Origin of the sequence: Streptococcus sp. Marseille-Q5986 (assembly GCF_946902915.1) — a bacterium.
Classification (GTDB): domain Bacteria; phylum Bacillota; class Bacilli; order Lactobacillales; family Streptococcaceae; genus Streptococcus.
Genome location: NZ_CAMPPY010000004.1, coordinates 26,032 through 42,800 on the forward strand (window position 1 = coordinate 26,032; position 16,769 = coordinate 42,800).

At 40.6% G+C, this 16,769-nt stretch carries 12 protein-coding genes and 1 pseudogene; 10 read left to right on the plus strand and 3 right to left on the minus strand.

The genetic code is table 11. The features are described 5' to 3' along the window. Window positions 1–3: 3 nt before the first annotated feature. From OVN21_RS06955 to OVN21_RS06965, 3 genes are read left to right on the plus strand one after another with little or no spacing between them, the layout of a single operon-like run. Window positions 4–2,163, plus strand: coding sequence for a LicD family protein (locus OVN21_RS06955; RefSeq protein WP_267247845.1), 2,160 nt, complete (start codon window positions 4–6; stop codon window positions 2,161–2,163). Between the two features lie 57 nt (window positions 2,164–2,220). After that, window positions 2,221–3,033, plus strand: coding sequence for a LicD family protein (locus tag OVN21_RS06960; protein ID WP_267247846.1), 813 nt, complete (start codon window positions 2,221–2,223; stop codon window positions 3,031–3,033). A gap of 36 nt (window positions 3,034–3,069) precedes the next feature. Then, entirely contained in the window at window positions 3,070–5,775 is a 2,706-nt protein-coding gene (locus OVN21_RS06965; RefSeq protein ID WP_267247847.1) for an MBL fold metallo-hydrolase, read from the plus strand. A 47-nt stretch (window positions 5,776–5,822) separates the two neighbouring features. Here the strand turns inward: OVN21_RS06965 and OVN21_RS06970 are convergent, their stop codons facing one another. Beyond that, the gene (locus tag OVN21_RS06970) at window positions 5,823–7,301 is read right to left on the minus strand and encodes an oligosaccharide flippase family protein (RefSeq protein ID WP_267247848.1); all 1,479 of its coding nucleotides are present in this window, start codon (window positions 7,299–7,301) and stop codon (window positions 5,823–5,825) included. A 122-nt stretch (window positions 7,302–7,423) separates the two neighbouring features. On the opposite strand from OVN21_RS06970, the gene mecA reads away from it, so the two are divergent. The 7 genes and pseudogenes from mecA to OVN21_RS07005 form a co-directional block, all read left to right on the plus strand. Beyond that, window positions 7,424–8,161, plus strand: a complete 738-nt coding sequence (gene mecA, locus OVN21_RS06975; protein ID WP_267247991.1) for an adaptor protein MecA — start codon at window positions 7,424–7,426, stop codon at window positions 8,159–8,161. A 151-nt stretch (window positions 8,162–8,312) separates the two neighbouring features. Continuing rightward, a complete protein-coding gene (locus tag OVN21_RS06980) occupies window positions 8,313–9,599 on the plus strand; it encodes a homoserine dehydrogenase (RefSeq protein ID WP_267247849.1) in 1,287 nt (428 codons plus the stop codon). Between the two features lies 1 nt (window position 9,600). Continuing rightward, window positions 9,601–10,470, plus strand: a complete 870-nt coding sequence (gene thrB, locus OVN21_RS06985) for a homoserine kinase (protein WP_267247850.1) — start codon at window positions 9,601–9,603, stop codon at window positions 10,468–10,470. Window positions 10,471–10,682: 212 nt separating this feature from the next. Then, entirely contained in the window at window positions 10,683–11,621 is a 939-nt protein-coding gene (gene msrB, locus OVN21_RS06990) for a peptide-methionine (R)-S-oxide reductase MsrB (protein WP_138338678.1), read from the plus strand. Between the two features lie 59 nt (window positions 11,622–11,680). Beyond that, window positions 11,681–13,405: an ABC transporter ATP-binding protein gene (locus tag OVN21_RS06995; RefSeq protein WP_267247851.1), complete on the plus strand. Its 1,725-nt coding sequence runs from the start codon at window positions 11,681–11,683 to the stop codon at window positions 13,403–13,405. 1 nt (window position 13,406) lies between these two features. Further along, the gene (locus OVN21_RS07000) at window positions 13,407–15,155 is read left to right on the plus strand and encodes an ABC transporter ATP-binding protein (protein ID WP_267247852.1); all 1,749 of its coding nucleotides are present in this window, start codon (window positions 13,407–13,409) and stop codon (window positions 15,153–15,155) included. A 224-nt stretch (window positions 15,156–15,379) separates the two neighbouring features. Continuing rightward, a pseudogene (locus OVN21_RS07005) lies at window positions 15,380–15,982 on the plus strand (amidohydrolase family protein); the annotation flags it as partial. On the opposite strand, the gene OVN21_RS07010 reads toward OVN21_RS07005, so the two are convergent. Together OVN21_RS07010 and OVN21_RS07015 are read right to left on the minus strand one after the other, a co-directional pair. After that, on the minus strand, window positions 15,977–16,495 hold the full coding sequence (locus OVN21_RS07010) for a transposase (protein ID WP_323744040.1): 519 nt from the start codon (window positions 16,493–16,495) through the stop codon (window positions 15,977–15,979). The pseudogene OVN21_RS07005 and the gene OVN21_RS07010 overlap by 6 nt on opposite strands. Next, the gene (locus OVN21_RS07015) at window positions 16,492–16,755 is read right to left on the minus strand and encodes a transposase (protein WP_267246846.1); all 264 of its coding nucleotides are present in this window, start codon (window positions 16,753–16,755) and stop codon (window positions 16,492–16,494) included. Before OVN21_RS07015 ends, OVN21_RS07010 begins: the two co-directional genes overlap by 4 nt. Window positions 16,756–16,769: the final 14 nt, after the last annotated feature.

Sequence of the window (16,769 nt, forward strand, 5' to 3'; positions counted from 1 at the left end):
AAAATGAATTTTTTAAAAATGGATGAATACTTTGAAAAATCAAAACTATGGATCGCATATCTGTTTGTGTTCATTTCGATTTTAAGTATGAGTTCACTAGTTTACAAGGTAGCAAATCCAATCTATAAGGGATTGTCAGCGATTGTTGTACTTTATATTTGCTACACATTGTTGTTTAAGTGGAAACAGATTACAGTAGATCGAAAGTTTTTAGCCTTATTTGGCTTGTTATCTGGAAGCCATCTGCTATCTGCTATTTTCAATCGCTCTGGACATTTGATTGGAAATGTAATCGAAATTCTCTTCATGGTGACCTATGTTCTATTATTTACTATGTTACAATCAGGGCAACTTAAAAAATTATTTGACTGGATTGCCTATACGGTTCAAATTGTATCTTTTTCTTCAGCAATTTTTGCGTTTGGTTTATTGGTAAGTAGAGTCCTTATCCTATTTAAGATTAGCGAACAATCTTATTACTATGGTGTCATGAATGGACGTCTGTGGGGAATTGTCAATCCAAATGCTAGTGCGATATTTTCATACATTAGCATTATTTTGGCCATATATTTGATCCATAAAGGAAGTAAATATTCTGTTTATCTTAAACTGAACAATGTGATTCAATTCGTTTACTTCGCTACAATGCAAAGTCGAGGAGCCTTACTTTCTTTGCTTCTCATGATTGGACTCTATAGTTTCTTTGCTAGTAGAGGAAGTATTGCTAAACGATTCCTCACTTTTATTGTTGCTGGTTTGCTGCTTACTGCAACTAATATTGGATTAAGCTATGTAACTTCAATTTATATCTCATCTGAAACTGCGACTGTTTTTGACTTGAACAAAGGACAATCCTACGCTGAGACAGATTCGTCTGTTACCAAGAAGAATGGTGAACTCCATCTGATTGAAACAACACCAAGTGGTAGAACCTATATCTGGAAAAATGCCATCAAGATGGGAAGTACGAAACCAATTTTTGGTTATGGCGTACGGAATGTTCCAGATTACTACACAGAATATTTCAGTAAATTTGAGATTCAAAACTCCCTTATCGGTGGGAATTTCCATAACATTTTTGTGACCATATTTGTCAGTTCGGGAGTTCTAGGCTTGGTACCCTTCCTTCTTATACTGGCTTATGTTATCAAGCACTTTTTAACTTATTTGATTGTTTCCAAGAAAAATACTGATAAATTGATCATGATCCTTTTCTTCGGTGTCTTGTTTGGTCAATTATTTGAAAGTCAGATCATGTACTCTACCAACTTTATTAATATCATCTTTTGGTTGGCAATCGGTTATGGACTAGTGGTTTGCAAACGGGATGAAGGAGTTCGGTATCAAGAAGTGACAGATGTCAGTGAAATTCAACAGATGGAACTTGGAATCATGGCGTACATTCATGAGGTTTGTCAGAAAATTGGTGTCAAGTATTTCCTAGCATATGGAAGTCTAATTGGTGCGGTTCGCCATAAAGGTTTTATCCCTTGGGATGATGACATGGATATCTGCATGTTACGAGAAGATTATGAAAAGTTGCAAGACTACCTTATCGCCAATCCAGATGAACGCTATGAGGTCATGTCTTATAAAAATAATCTTAACTATGTCTATCCTTTTATGAAAGTGCAGGATAACCATACCTACTTGCTCGAAGAAGATGTACGAATTGATTCCAATATGGGAATCTATGTGGATATTTTCCCTGTAGATGGTTATGAAGATGATGCAGATTTTAAAAACAAGATGACGAAACTCATAAAGAAACGTCAATTGAGTTGTTACACTTTTAAAGGAATTACCAACACGAAAAGTGTACTGAATTCACTGATACGCTATATTTCTGTTGTCATTTTCTATTTCACAAATACGAATAAGTATGTTGAGCAAATTGATGAGCTTGCTAAATATAGAGCAGTTGCTGACTACGAGCAAGTTGACTATTTGATTTACAAGGATATGAATAAGCCAGTTTGGAAACGTGAGTGGTTAGAACAAGTGATTGTGGGAACGTTTGAAGGCAAGAAATTTATGATTCCAAAACACTACCATGAAATTTTGACCTCTGACTATGGAGATTACATGCAATTGCCGCCTCTTGAACAAAGAGTATCTCACCACGATTTCAAACTGTGGAAAATCACTAAAAGTTCTAAGTAAGCAAATCGCAGTTAGAAATCATTTAAAAAATTAGTCAAAACTAGGAGAATAGAACCTATGTCTGAAAGAACTTTAAGTCTTGAAGAAATAAAACAAGTGGAGTTGGATATTTTAAAGTATCTACATGAACTATGTGAACAGCATCAGATTAAATATTTTATTGATTTTGGAACCTTACTAGGAGCTGTCCGCCATAAAGGATTTATCCCTTGGGATGATGATACGGATATTTCCTTGGCGCGTGATGAATTTGAAAAGCTTTATGAGGTTTTAAAAAATGAGAATCATCCCTACTACAAATTGATTTCATTTAGAGAAACAAAAGGCTATCCGTACAGTTATATGCGTGTTCATGACATTAGAACACGTAGAGATGCCAATCTTCTGGACCCGACAGTCGTATTGGGAACTTGCGTTGACATTTTTCCATACGATGGTGTCGTGACGGAGGAAAGTGATTGTAAGAAAATGAAACTCTACAAACATTTCATCCGCCTTTCTTCTCTGAATTTCAAAGGAATTAAATCGGAAAATGGGGGGATAAAAAATCTACCTCGCTATATTGGGTCAGCTATTTTTCGTTTAAGTTCTCCACAAACTTGGAATCAAAAATTAGAGAACCTTGCTTTGAAATATAGTATAAATCAAGCTACAGATTTTACCTGTACGATATTTGATCCAAGTTTTCCAGAGGGAATCAAAAAAGAATGGCTCTATGATCTGGTTGATATGCCATACGAAAACATCGTAGTGAAGGCTCCGAGAAAATACCATGAAATTCTTGTCTACGAATTTGGAGCAGACTATATGGCTCCACCACCTGTTGAACAGCAGGTTCCAGGAACTGATAAGAATTATTGGATTGATTAGTAAGAGATTGTTTTCATCGAGAAAGGAGTGTTAAAGATGAAGAATAAAAGATTAGTTAAATCAGTCAGTTATGGTTTACTTGCTTTCCTTTTTGTGTTGATTGGTTTATCACAGCAAGTTAATGCAGACACCATTACTGCTGGTTCAGGCAATCGTATCCATTTCATAAATACTAAAGCAAAATCTGGGAGTGATGCCATCCTTCTGGAGAGCAATGGTCATTATGCCTTGATTGACATGGGGGAAGATTATGACTTTCCTGATGGGAGTGATCCACGCTATCCAAGTCGTTGGGGAATTTCCATGAGAAATTATCAAGTCTTGGAAGACCGTTTGATTCGCCATCTTGACCAAGTTGGTGTTAAAAAACTGGATTTTATTATTGGAACCCATGTACATAGTGACCATATCGGCGGAGCAGATGAGATACTTAATCGTTATCAGGTTGGTAAGTTTTATTTAAAAAAATATTCAGATGAACGGATTACCTCACACTGGGGACTCTGGGATAATCTTTTCAATTATGATAATGCTTTGAGAGCCGCACAAAAACGAGGGGTTACTCTTATTCAGAATATTACAGATGAGGACAGTCACTTTAAATTAGGTGATATGGATATCCAACTCTACAACTATAAGAATGAATATGATGCTGAGGGGAATCTGAAAAAAGTTCTAGATGATAACTCCAACTCTATCGTTTCAGTGGTGACTGTTGCAGGAAAGAGAATCTATCTTGGTGGTGATTTAGATAACGCAGAAGGAGCGGAAGATAAGTTAGGCCCAGTTATCGGCAAGGTTGATATGATGAAATGGAATCATCATTATGATGCGAAAATTTCAAATACGATTAATTTTCTTGAAAACTTATCACCAAAGATGATTATTCAAACAACTGGTGGAGATATTAATGTTGCTTCAACCAGAGAATATCTCCAAAAGAAAAATATTCAAGTTCTCAGAGCTTCTAGTCAAACTCAAGACGCTACTGTTTTTGATATTAGTGATAGCGGATTTGCCAATGTTTCTAATCTCTTCCCTGACATCCCTGTAGTTGACGAAAAATGGTATCAAGAAGGTGGCTACTGGAAATATCGCTTAAGTGATGGGGAAATGGCTATCGGTTGGAAAGAGATTGGCGGAGCCACTTACTTCTTTAATGGAAAAGGGCAAATGCAAGCAGGACGCTGGCTTCACCTTAATGACGAATGGGGAGAAAATGCCAAGGGGAATGACTACTATTTGAACCCAAATGGTAAAATGCAAACTGGTGGTTGGTTCAAGCTGGATGGCTCTTGGTATTATATCCAATCAAACGGTGCTAGACGATTTAGTGAGCTTTCTGAAATTGGAGGGAAGAAATATCTCTTTGCAGCAGATGGTAAAATGCTAACAGGATATCAAGTCTTTAATGGCAAGAAGATGTTCTTTGCAGACAGTGGTGCACTCCAAACAGCAGGTAAGCCTTCAACTTGGCAAAAGATTGATTCAGATTGGTATTTCTATGATGAGGATGGGTTACGAACTATCGGTAAAAAGAATATCAATGAAAGCACATACTACTTTAATCAAGAAGGTGTCATGCAAACTGGTTGGGCCTTTATTGACAGTCACTGGAACTATTTTGCAAGTTCTGGAGCTATGAAAACTGGATGGGTCAAGGATCAGGATACATGGTATTATCTGGACAAAGATGGTATCATGCTTACTGGAAAACAAGAAATCAACGGTATTCGTTACTATTTGAACGCTAGTGGTGCAATGCAAACAGGCTGGAAATGGCTAGAGAACAATTGGTATTACTATGCGAACTCAGGAGCTATGAAAACAGGCTGGATTAAGGATAATGAGAAATGGTATTACCTAAATCAAGATGGTATTATGCAGACTGGGAAACAAGAAATCAACGGTATTCGTTACTATTTGAACGCTAGTGGTGCAATGCAAACGGGCTGGCAGTGGCTTGATAAACACTGGTATTACTACGCTGACTCAGGAGCTATGAAAACGGGCTGGGTTAAGGATAATGAGAAATGGTATTACCTTGAAGCTCAGGAAGGCACCATGTTGGTTGGCCTTCATCAAGTAGATGGTAAGCAATATTACTTTAGCGGATCTGGTGCTATGCAAACGGGTTGGAAATGGCTAGAGAACAATTGGTATTACTATGCGAACTCAGGAGCTATGAAAACAGGCTGGATTAAGGATAATGAGAAATGGTATTACCTAAATCAAGATGGTATTATGCAGACTGGGAAACAAGAAATCAACGGTATTCGTTACTATTTGAACGCTAGTGGTGCAATGCAAACGGGCTGGCAGTGGCTTGATAAACACTGGTATTACTACGCTGACTCAGGAGCTATGAAAACGGGCTGGGTTAAGGATAATGAGAAATGGTATTACCTTGAAGCTCAGGAAGGCACCATGTTGGTTGGCCTTCATCAAGTAGATGGTAAGCAATATTACTTTAGCGGATCTGGTGCTATGCAAACGGGTTGGAAACAGCTTGATGGTAATTGGTACTATTTCCAAGCTGATGGTTCTTTGTTGAAGAACGCAACAACACCTGATGGTTACAAGGTAAACGAAGAAGGTATTTGGAAACAGGCTGTTGCTGCTGTCAATGGCGAAGCAGATCAGTCAGAAAAGAAACAAGAAGCTAATTCCTCTATTGCTGAGCAGCCAAAACAAGATTCAAATCTAGAAGCCAATACTTCTGACAAGAAAGAAAAAGAATAAAAGAAACCCCCTACTAGTAAACGCTCGTTTATCAGTAGGGGGTTCTTTTAGTTTCTTTTGATCTTAGCTAGTACTAGGTTCAGTGCATAGTGAAGTGTTTTATCCTTGGCGATAAAAAGCATCAAGAGATAGTAGATTCCACAAGTTGCTATGGTAGAAAGAACCATGAGAATCATATTGAGGTTCACCGTATAGGAACTGATTTGGAAAATCATCTTGAAAATATAGAAAATCGGGATAAATCCAAGGGATATGAGACCATAACGTGTTAAGGTCTCAAAGATTTCTTTTAAATTGATTAGTTGGTGTTTCCTAATAAAATGAATTTCTAAGAGAACAACGATGGCTTCTGCAATAATGGTAGTAGCAATATAGTACTCAGGGGCAAAAATATTATTGATATACAAGATACAGTTGAAGAGGAGATTTGCTCCACCACCAGCAAAGTAGAAAGCAGTCAAGCGGTTCTCGTGGTCATTGATAAAGATAATTTGCTTACCAAGAATCAATTCAATAGCCCAGATAATGGTTCGAAAGGCGAAGACGCTGGTCACGATACCTGCCTCAAGATACTTTTCAGAAGAGTAGATAACCGTTGCGTACTTTCCTAGAATCATAATTCCGAAACTAGTTGGAATCATGAGAAAATAGAATAATGATGCTGCTTGATTTACAAGATAATTATAAGAATTGTAATCCTTTTTCCCGAGGTAGTAGCCTAGACGTGGAATGCTGACACTGATAGCACCACTTAAGACACCTGCAATCAGCATAACGATGCTATAGGCAATTGCATAATAAGAAATATAGTTTTCATCTGGTCCCTTGGTGATAAACATTCTATCTAGCAAGGTATAAAGCATATTAGCGTTTGCTAAGAGAAGCATAGTAAAGAGTGGTTTAGAAGCCTTAGCTAATTCGACGAAACCGATCTTAACAAAAGAAACTTCTCTCTTAATCCAAAGAAAACTGAGCAGGTAGTTGAGGATAGTGGTCGCTGTCATAACGATAGCATAAGGAACGATATCATCTGCCGTTTTAACAAAGGCGAAGATAGCGACCAGCATGGTAATCCGAATGATCAATGTTTTATAGAGGATGAAGGCATAGTTTTCATAAGCCTCGTTCATCCATTCGATATTGAGAAATTGGAAGAGTGCTTGGGCCCCTAGAATATAGTAGAGGACTTTCAGATTCTCAATGCTGGTGTCAAAGAAGGTAATGAGGAAGTAGATACCAGTAGTCAGGAGAGAGGTGAAAATCGAGATATAAAACAACTTAGAAAAGACGTAGTTGATTTTATTCTTGTCATCCTTGACCTTACTGATAGCTCGAATCCCGTAGTTGTATATCCCAAAGGCGGCAAGTGGAATAACGAAACTTGCCCAAGTATTGGCCGTATTGAAATAACCGTAATTGGATTTACTGAGAATCCGTGTCAGATAAGGGTTGGTTATCAGTGGAAAAACGATATTGAGAATATTGACCAGCAAGCTGGCCAAGGCATTTACTTTTATATTTTTCATTGAACTTGCTTTCTTAAATCTAAAATCATATCTAGTATTATATCACATTCTCGCTTCATTCTTTTGATAAAATCGTAAAAATCTAGTATAATAGATAGACTGAAAGTATGAGGTTACTAGACATGAAGATGAAACAAATTAGTGATACAACACTGAAAATCACGATGACTTTAGATGATTTGATGGATCGAGGAATGGAGATTGCAGACTTTCTCGTTCCTCAGGAAAAAACCGAAGAGTTTTTCTATGCTATTTTAGATGAGTTAGAGATGCCAGATAATTTCTTGGATAGTGGCATGCTGAGTTTCCGTGTGACGCCAAAACCTGATAAGGTGGACGTCCTTGTGACCAAGTCCAAGATTGACCAAAATCTGGATTTTGAAGATTTGGCGGATTTGCCAGACATGGAAGAATTGGCGCAAATGTCGCCAGATGAATTTCTCAAAACCTTGGAAAAGAGCATTGCAGATAAGACCAAGGACGATATTGAGGCTATCCAATCTCTAGAGCAGGTCGAAGCAAAGGAAGAAGAGCAAGAGCAGGCTGAACAAGAAGTTGAAAGCAAGAAAGAGCCCTACATCTACTATATCCTTTCTTTTGTTAAGTTGGCTGACTTGGTAGCTTTTGCCAAGACAGTGACTTTTGAGATGGAAACTTCTGAACTCTACAAAATGAACGAGCGCTATTATTTGACCATTCTAGTGGATATTGAAAATCATCCAAGTCCATATCCAGCCTGGATCTTGGCTCGTATGCGTGAATTTGCAGATGATAGTGACATCAGTCGTTCAGTCTTGCAAGAGTATGGTCAAGTCTTGATGAATCACGATGCAGTGCTCAATCTACAAAAGATTGGATAATCCTTTCTGGAAAGCTATTTCTAGATTTTAAGAAGAGCGAATCGTCTGATTCGTTTTTTCTTTACTAGACTGAAATAGTGATTTACTATAATAGGAATTTTCACAAAATTCTGTTATAATGGCTATATCAGAAAATTTCTAGGAGACAAACATGACAGTTAAAATTGCTTTACTAGGATTTGGTACCGTTGCAAGTGGTGTGCCTTTCCTCCTAAAGGAAAATGGAGAAAAAATCAATCAATCAGCACATTCAGAGATTGAAGTAGCCAAGGTATTGGTCAAGGATGAAGATGAAAAGAATCGCTTGCTTGCAGCTGGGAATGACTTTAACTTTGTGACCAGTGTAGACGATATTTTATCAGACAAGGACATTACTATCGTAGTGGAATTGATGGGACGTATCGAACCTGCTAAGACCTTTATCACTCGTGCCTTGGAAGCTGGAAAACACGTTGTTACTGCAAACAAGGACCTTTTGGCTGTCCATGGCGTAGAATTGTTAGAAATCGCTAAAGAGCATAATGTAGCACTTTACTACGAAGCGGCAGTTGCTGGTGGTATTCCAATTCTTCGTACTCTAGTAAATTCGTTGGCTTCTGATAAAATCACTCGCGTGCTTGGTGTCGTTAACGGAACTTCTAACTTTATGATGACCAAGATGGTGGAAGAAGGCTGGTCTTACGATGACGCTCTGGCCGAAGCTCAAAGACTAGGATTTGCAGAAAGCGACCCTACAAATGACGTGGATGGGATTGACGCAGCCTACAAGATGGTGATTTTGAGCCAGTTTGCTTTTGGTATGAAGGTTGCCTTTGACGATGTAGCCCACAAGGGAATCCGCAACATCACACCAGAAGACGTAGCTGTAGCCCAAGACCTGGGCTATGTAGTGAAATTGGTTGGTTCTATCGAGGAAACTCCTTCAGGTATTGCTGCAGAAGTAACTCCAACCTTCCTTCCTAAAGCACATCCACTTGCCAGTGTGAATGGGGTTATGAACGCTGTATTTGTAGAATCTATCGGTATCGGTGAATCTATGTACTACGGACCAGGTGCGGGTCAAAAACCAACTGCAACAAGTGTTGTGGCGGATATTGTCCGTATCGTTCGTCGCTTGAATGATGGTACCATTGGTAAAGACTTCAACGAATACAGCCGTGACTTGGTCTTGGCAAATCCAGAAGATGTTAAAGCAAACTACTATTTCTCAATCTTGGCACCAGACTCAAAAGGTCAGGTTTTGAAGTTGGCTGAAATCTTTAATGCTCAAGATATTTCCTTCAAGCAAATCCTCCAAGATGGCAAAGAGGGTGACAAGGCGCGTGTTGTTATCATTACACACAAGATTAATAAAGCACAAGTTGAGTATGTTTCAGCTGAGTTGGCCAAAGCTTCAGAATTTGACCTCTTGAATACCTTCAAGGTGTTAGGAGAATAGGATGAAGATTATCGTACCTGCAACCAGTGCCAATATTGGGCCAGGTTTTGACTCGGTCGGTGTAGCTGTAACCAAGTATCTTCAAATTGAGGTCTGCGAAGAACGAGATGAGTGGCTGATTGAACACCAGATTGGTAAATGGATTCCCCATGACGAACGTAATCTCTTGCTCAAGATTGCCTTGCAAATTGCGCCATACTTGCAACCGAGACGCTTGAAAATGACCAGTGATGTTCCCTTGGCGCGTGGTTTGGGTTCTTCTAGCTCGGTGATTGTTGCTGGGATTGAACTAGCTAACCAACTGGGCAAGCTCAACTTATCTAACCACGACAAATTGCAGCTGGCGACCAAGATTGAAGGACATCCAGACAATGTGGCTCCAGCTATCTATGGAAATCTCGTTATTGCAAGTTCCGTTGAAGGGCAAGTCTCTGCTATCGTGGCTGACTTCCCAGAATGTGATTTTTTAGCTTATATTCCCAACTATGAATTGCGTACTCGTGACAGTCGTGGTGTCTTGCCTAAAAAATTGTCCTACAAGGAAGCTGTCGCTGCTAGTTCTATCGCCAATGTGGCGGTTGCGGCTTTGTTAGCAGGAGATATGGTGACGGCTGGGCAAGCAATCGAGGGAGACCTCTTCCATGAACGTTACCGTCAGGACTTGGTGAGAGAATTTGCTACGATTAAGCAAGTAGCCAAAGAGAATGGTGCCTATGCAACCTATCTCTCTGGTGCCGGACCGACAGTTATGGTCTTGGCTTCTCATGACAAGATGCCAACGATTAAGGCAGAATTGGAAAAGCAACCTTTCAAAGGAAAACTGCATGATTTGAAAGTTGATACCCAAGGTGTCCGTGTCCAAGTAAAATAAAGAATAGATGATAGGATGGGGGAACTCTCGACCAGAGGGCTTCCTATCCTTTTTTTGAAAAGAAGTTTATACTCAATGAAAATCAAAGAGCAAACTAGGAAGCTAGCCGCAGGCTGCTCAAAACACTGTTTTGAGGTTGTGGATGAAGCTGACGCGGTTTGAAGAGATTTTCGAAGAGTATTAGTTACAAACTTGATAAAGGAGAAACGAAGATGGCAGAAATTTATCTAGCAGGCGGTTGTTTTTGGGGCCTAGAGGAATATTTTTCACGAATTTCTGGAGTGCTAGCAACCAGTGTTGGCTACGCTAATGGGCAAGTCGAAACGACCAATTACCAGCTGCTCGAGGAAACAGACCATGCAGAGACTGTTCAAGTGATGTATGATGAGAAAGCAGTGTCACTCAGAGAGATTTTACTTTATTATTTCCGAGTCATCGATCCTTTATCGATTAATCAACAAGGGAATGACCGTGGTCGCCAATATCGAACAGGAATCTATTATCAGAATGAAGCAGATCTGCCCATTATCTACACAGTGGTGCAGGAGCAGGAGCGCATGTTGGGTCGAAAGATTGCAGTAGAAGTAGAGAAACTACGCCACTACATTCTGGCTGAAGACTACCACCAAGACTATCTCAAGAAAAATCCTTCAGGTTACTGCCATATTGATGTGATCGATGCTGATAAGCCATTGATTGACGCATCTAACTATGAAAAGCCTAGTCAAGAAGTGTTGAAGAAAAGCTTAACTGAAGAGTCTTATCGTGTTACCCAAGAAGCTGCTACAGAGGCTCCATTTACCAATGCCTATGACCAAACCTTTGAAGAAGGGATTTATGTAGACATTACGACGGGTGAGCCACTCTTTTTTGCCAAGGATAAGTTTGCCTCAGGTTGTGGTTGGCCAAGTTTTAGCCGTCCGATTTCTAAGGAGTTGATTCATTATTACAAAGACTTGAGTCATGGAATGGAGCGAATCGAGGTTCGTTCTCGGTCAGGAAATGCTCACTTAGGTCATGTTTTCACAGATGGACCGCGTAAGTTAGGTGGCCTCCGTTACTGTATCAATTCTGCATCCTTGCGCTTTGTAGCCAAGGATGAGATGGAAAAAGCAGGATATGGCTATCTATTACCTTACTTAAACAAATAAATCAGAGAGGGTGGGGCTTCCCACTTTCTTCATTTCCAGAATAAGAATAGAAGGGATTTATGAAACACTTACTATCTTACTTTAAACCCTACATCAAGGGATCGATTTTGGCACCCTTGTTCAAGCTACTAGAAGCTGTGTTTGAGCTCCTGGTTCCCATGGTGATTGCAGGGATTGTTGACCAATCCTTGCCCCAGAGAGATCAAGGGCATCTATGGATGCAGATTGGCCTACTCCTTATCTGTGCAGTGATTGGCGTTTTAGTGGCCTTGGTAGCTCAGTTTTATTCAGCCAAGGCTGCGGTTGGTTTTGCCAAAGAACTGACAAACGACCTTTATCGTCATATTCTTTCCTTGCCCAAGGATAGCAGAGACCGTCTGACAACTTCTAGCTTGGTGACTCGTTTGACTTCGGACACTTATCAGATTCAGACTGGGATCAATCAATTTCTGCGCCTCTTTTTGCGAGCGCCTATTATCGTTTTTGGGGCGATCTTTATGGCCTATCGAATCTCAGCTGAGCTGACTTTTTGGTTTTTAGTTATGGTTGTCATTTTGACAATCGTCATTGTAGGGCTCTCTCGACTGGTTAATCCTCTCTACAGTAGTCTCAGAAAGAAAACGGACCAACTGGTTCAGGAAACACGCCAGCAATTGCAAGGGATGCGGGTCATTCGTGCTTTTGGACAAGAAAAACGAGAATTGCATATTTTTCAAACCCTTAACCAAGTCTATGCGAGATTGCAAGAAAAGACGGGTTTCTGGTCTAGTTTGTTAACACCTCTGACCTATCTGATTGTCAATGGAACCCTTCTCGTCATCATCTGGCAGGGCTATATTTCAATTCAAGGAGGGGTACTCAGTCAGGGTGCTCTTATTGCGCTTATCAACTACCTCTTACAGATCTTGGTGGAATTGGTTAAGCTCGCCATGCTGATAAATTCTCTCAACCAGTCCTATATCTCAGCCAAGCGAATCGAGGAAGTCTTTGCTGAAGCTCCAGAAGATATCCATTCAGAGTTAGAACAAAAGCAAGCTACCAATGATCAGGCTTTACAAGTCCAAGAATTGACCTTTACCTATCCAGATGCGGCCCAACCTTCTCTGAGAGACATTTCCTTTGATATGAAGCAAGGGCAAATCCTTGGTATCATTGGGGGGACGGGTTCTGGTAAATCAAGCTTGGTGCAAGTCTTACTTGGACTTTATCCAGCAGACAAGGGAAGTATTGACCTTTATCGAAATGGACGTAGTCCTCGTAAACTTGAACAGTGGCGGTCTTGGATTGCCTATGTACCCCAAAAGGTCGAACTCTTTAAAGGAACTATTCGTTCCAACTTGACTTTGGGTTTAAATCAAGAAGTATCTGACCAAGAACTCTGGCAGGCCTTGGAGATTGCGCAAGCAAAGGATTTTGTCGGTGAAAAGGAAGGACTCTTGGATGCCACTGTTGAGGCAGGAGGTCGAAATTTCTCAGGTGGACAAAAACAAAGGCTGTCTATTGCACGAGCAGCCTTGCGCCAAGCTCCGTTCCTCATCCTAGATGATGCGACTTCGGCACTGGACACCATTACCGAGTCCAAGCTCTTGAAAGCTATTCGAGAAAATATGCCAAATACGAGCTTAATTTTGATTTCTCAACGGACTTCTACACTTCAGATGGCTGACCAAATTCTCCTCTTGGAAAAAGGTGAGTTACTAGCTATCGGCAAGCACGAGGATTTGATGAAGACTAGTCAAGTCTATCGTGAAATCAATGCATCCCAACATGGAAAGGAGGACTAGCATGAGACGACAAACTGCAAACCAGACGCTAAAACGTTTAGCCATAGATTTAGCCAGCCATCCTTTCCTCCTTTTCCTGGCCTTTCTAGGAACTATTGCTCAGGTTGCCTTATCAATTTATTTACCTATTCTGATTGGGCAGGTCATCGACCAGGTCCTAGTGGCTGGTTCTTCACCAGTTTTTTGGCAGATTTTCCTCCAGATGATCTTGGTAGTCATAGGAAATACACTGGTGCAATGGGCCAATCCTCTTCTTTATAATCGTCTAATCTTCTCTTATACCAAAGACTTGCGAGAGCGAATCATCCATAAGCTCCATCGTTTACCGATTGCTTTTGTGGATCGGCAGGGGAGTGGAGAGATGGTTAGTCGTGTAACCACGGATATAGAACAGTTGGCAGCTGGTTTGACCATGATTTTTAACCAATTTTTCATTGGTGTTATGATGATTTTGGTTAGTATTCTAGCCATGCTTCAAATTCATCTCCTCATGACTCTCTTGGTCTTGCTGTTGACACCACTGTCCATAGTGATTTCACGCTTTATTGCCAAACGATCTTATCATCTCTTCCAAAAGCAAACAGAGACGAGGGGGATTCAGACTCAGTTGATTGAAGAATCGCTTAGCCAGCAAACTATTATCCAGTCTTTCAATGCTCAGACAGAGTTTATCCAAAGACTGCACGAGGCGAATGGCAACTACGCAGGCTATTCTCAGTCAGCCATCTTTTATTCTTCAACGGTTAATCCTTCGACTCGCTTTGTCAATGCGCTCATTTACGCTCTTCTTGCTGGAGTAGGAGCTTATCGTATCATGATGGGGTCCACCTTGACCATCGGACGTTTAGTGACTTTTTTGAATTACGTCCAACAGTACACCAAGCCCTTTAGCGATATTTCTTCAGTGCTAGCCGAATTGCAAAGTGCTTTAGCTTGTGCAGAGCGCGTCTATGCTGTCTTAGAAAGTCCTGAGGTTGCTGAAACAGGTAAGGAACTCTTGACCAGTGATCAAGTGAAGGGGGCTATTTCCTTTAAACATGTTTCTTTTGGATACAATCCTGAAAGGACCTTGATTAAGGACTTATCCATCGATATCCCAGCTGGCAGCAAGGTAGCCATCGTTGGTCCGACAGGTGCTGGAAAATCAACTCTTATCAATCTCCTCATGCGTTTTTATCCTATTAAGTCGGGAGATATCTTGCTGGATGGACGATCCATTTATGATTATACCCGAGCATCATTGAGACAGCAGTTTGGCATAGTGCTCCAAGAAACCTGGCTCAAGCAAGGGACCATTTATGACAATATTGCCTTTGGCAATCCTGAAGCCAGTCGAGAGCAGGTGATTGCTGCTGCCAAAGCTGCCAATGCAGACTTCTTTATCCAACAACTGCCGCAGGGATACGATACCAAGTTGGAAAATGCAGGAGAATCTCTCTCTGTTGGTCAAGCCCAGCTTTTGACCATCGCGCGAGTCTTTCTGGCTATTCCAAAGATTCTTATCTTAGACGAGGCGACTTCCTCCATCGATACACGAACAGAAGTGCTGGTTCAGGATGCCTTTGCTAAACTCATGAAGGGGCGCACAAGTTTTATCATCGCCCACCGCTTGTCAACCATTCAGGATGCGGATTTGATTCTTGTCTTGGTGGATGGCGACATTGTTGAGTATGGGAACAATCAGGACCTCATGGCTAGAAAAGGCAAGTATTACCAAATGCAGCAAGCTGCAGCTTTTAGCTCTGAATAATCCATTCTCTTTTGAAATTTTATGGACGGAAAAAGTTGCCTTCGGGTGACTTTTTTGTTTCATAGCTAGAAAAATTATTCACTGTAAATTGTCTTTTAGAAAAGGAGCCTATAATGAAAGTCTTTCAGCATGTATACTAGATTGAAATAAAATGTGAACAAATCCATTGGGGAATTGAAATCAATTTCTAACAATGATTCAGAAGTTGTATTGTACTGTTTTATATTCAATTAACTATAAATATCGTGACTTGTGACCAAGATTTCCATGTTTATCTGGATGGTATCTTAGCCGTTAAGGATTCTCAAATCATCTATGTTGGTCAAGAAAAGCCAGAGATTTTAGAGCAAGCTGAGCAGATTATAGACTATCAGGGAGCCTGGATCATGCCTGGTTTGGTCAATTGTCATACCCATTCTGCCATGATAGGTTTGCGAGGGATCCGAGATGACAGCAATCTCCATGAATGGCTCAATGACTATATCTGGCCAGCAGAAGCAGGATTTACTCCCGCCATGACTACCAAGGCGGTCAGAGAAGCTCTGACAGAAATGCTCCAGTCAGGAACAACAACCTTCAACGATATGTATAATCCCAATGGTGTGGATATTGAGAGAATTTATCAAGCAGCGAAGGCATCTAAGATGCGTTGTTATTTCTCACCGACCCTCTTTTCTTCAGATACAGAAACAACTACTGAGACTATGAGCAGAACACGAGCCATCATAGAGGAAATCTTAGGATATGAAAATCCAAATTTCAAGGTTATGGTAGCTCCACATTCTCCCTATAGCTGTAGTAAAGATTTACTAGAAGAAAGCTTAGAACCTGTATTCACAAAATGATAGAGCCTTTAAAAGCCGATTAATGTGTGAAAGTTTGACAAAAGCAAGCTCTGACGATACGGATTTTTCAACATCCTTAGCTAATCTTCGAGAGTGATTCAACCAAGAAAAAGTTCGCTCAACAACCCAAGGTTTGGGGATGATTTGCCAGCTGTCCTTGATTTTTTCAGAAATATCTACTGGGCAACCAAACTCCTTCACCATCATCTCCTCAGAGCTTTTACGATAACCAGCATCGGCTGAAAAAGCCTTGATGGTTGGGAATTGTAGCATCACTTTGCGAGCCACTAAAAAACCTGATTTTGTGCCGTGCAAATGAGCTGCATGAACCACCACATCGAGAAGATTTCCCACAGTATCCACAAGGATGTGGCGCTTCCTCCCTTTGACCTTCTTACCGCCATCAATCCCACGTTCCTCTGCGGCATCTGTTGTTTTCACGCTTTGAGAATCAATGATAGCATAGGTTGGAGTGGCTGCTCTACCAGCTTTCAGTCGCTTTTTTTAACCAGTTCCGTCAAAATGGTGTCCCACAAACCGCTCTCTCTGGCACGACGAAAGAAACTCCAGACAGTTAGGGAAGGAGGGAAATCATGAGGGAGCATACGCCATTGGCAACCTGTTTTAGTGATATACAAGGTGGCGTTCACGAGTTCTCGTTTAGCCCACTTATAGGTGCGATGTTGGGAGAAATAGGGTTCAAGTTTAGCCCATTCTTGATCGGTTAAATCGGTATCATATGTTTTTCGTATCATATCTTTAGTTTAAC

Excerpts from the sequence above, each read along its gene's own strand:
- OVN21_RS06955 (WP_267247845.1), top strand. The coding sequence starts at position 4 with ATGAATTTTTTAAAAATGGATGAATACTTTGAAAAATCAAAACTATGG.
- OVN21_RS06960 (WP_267247846.1), top strand. The coding sequence starts at position 2,221 with ATGTCTGAAAGAACTTTAAGTCTTGAAGAAATAAAACAAGTGGAGTTG.
- OVN21_RS06965 (WP_267247847.1), top strand. The coding sequence starts at position 3,070 with ATGAAGAATAAAAGATTAGTTAAATCAGTCAGTTATGGTTTACTTGCT.
- OVN21_RS06970 (WP_267247848.1), bottom strand. The coding sequence starts at position 7,301 with ATGAAAAATATAAAAGTAAATGCCTTGGCCAGCTTGCTGGTCAATATT.
- mecA (WP_267247991.1), top strand. The coding sequence starts at position 7,424 with ATGAAGATGAAACAAATTAGTGATACAACACTGAAAATCACGATGACT.
- OVN21_RS06980 (WP_267247849.1), top strand. The coding sequence starts at position 8,313 with ATGACAGTTAAAATTGCTTTACTAGGATTTGGTACCGTTGCAAGTGGT.
- thrB (WP_267247850.1), top strand. The coding sequence starts at position 9,601 with ATGAAGATTATCGTACCTGCAACCAGTGCCAATATTGGGCCAGGTTTT.
- msrB (WP_138338678.1), top strand. The coding sequence starts at position 10,683 with ATGGCAGAAATTTATCTAGCAGGCGGTTGTTTTTGGGGCCTAGAGGAA.
- OVN21_RS06995 (WP_267247851.1), top strand. The coding sequence starts at position 11,681 with ATGAAACACTTACTATCTTACTTTAAACCCTACATCAAGGGATCGATT.
- OVN21_RS07000 (WP_267247852.1), top strand. The coding sequence starts at position 13,407 with ATGAGACGACAAACTGCAAACCAGACGCTAAAACGTTTAGCCATAGAT.
- OVN21_RS07015 (WP_267246846.1), bottom strand. The coding sequence starts at position 16,755 with ATGATACGAAAAACATATGATACCGATTTAACCGATCAAGAATGGGCT.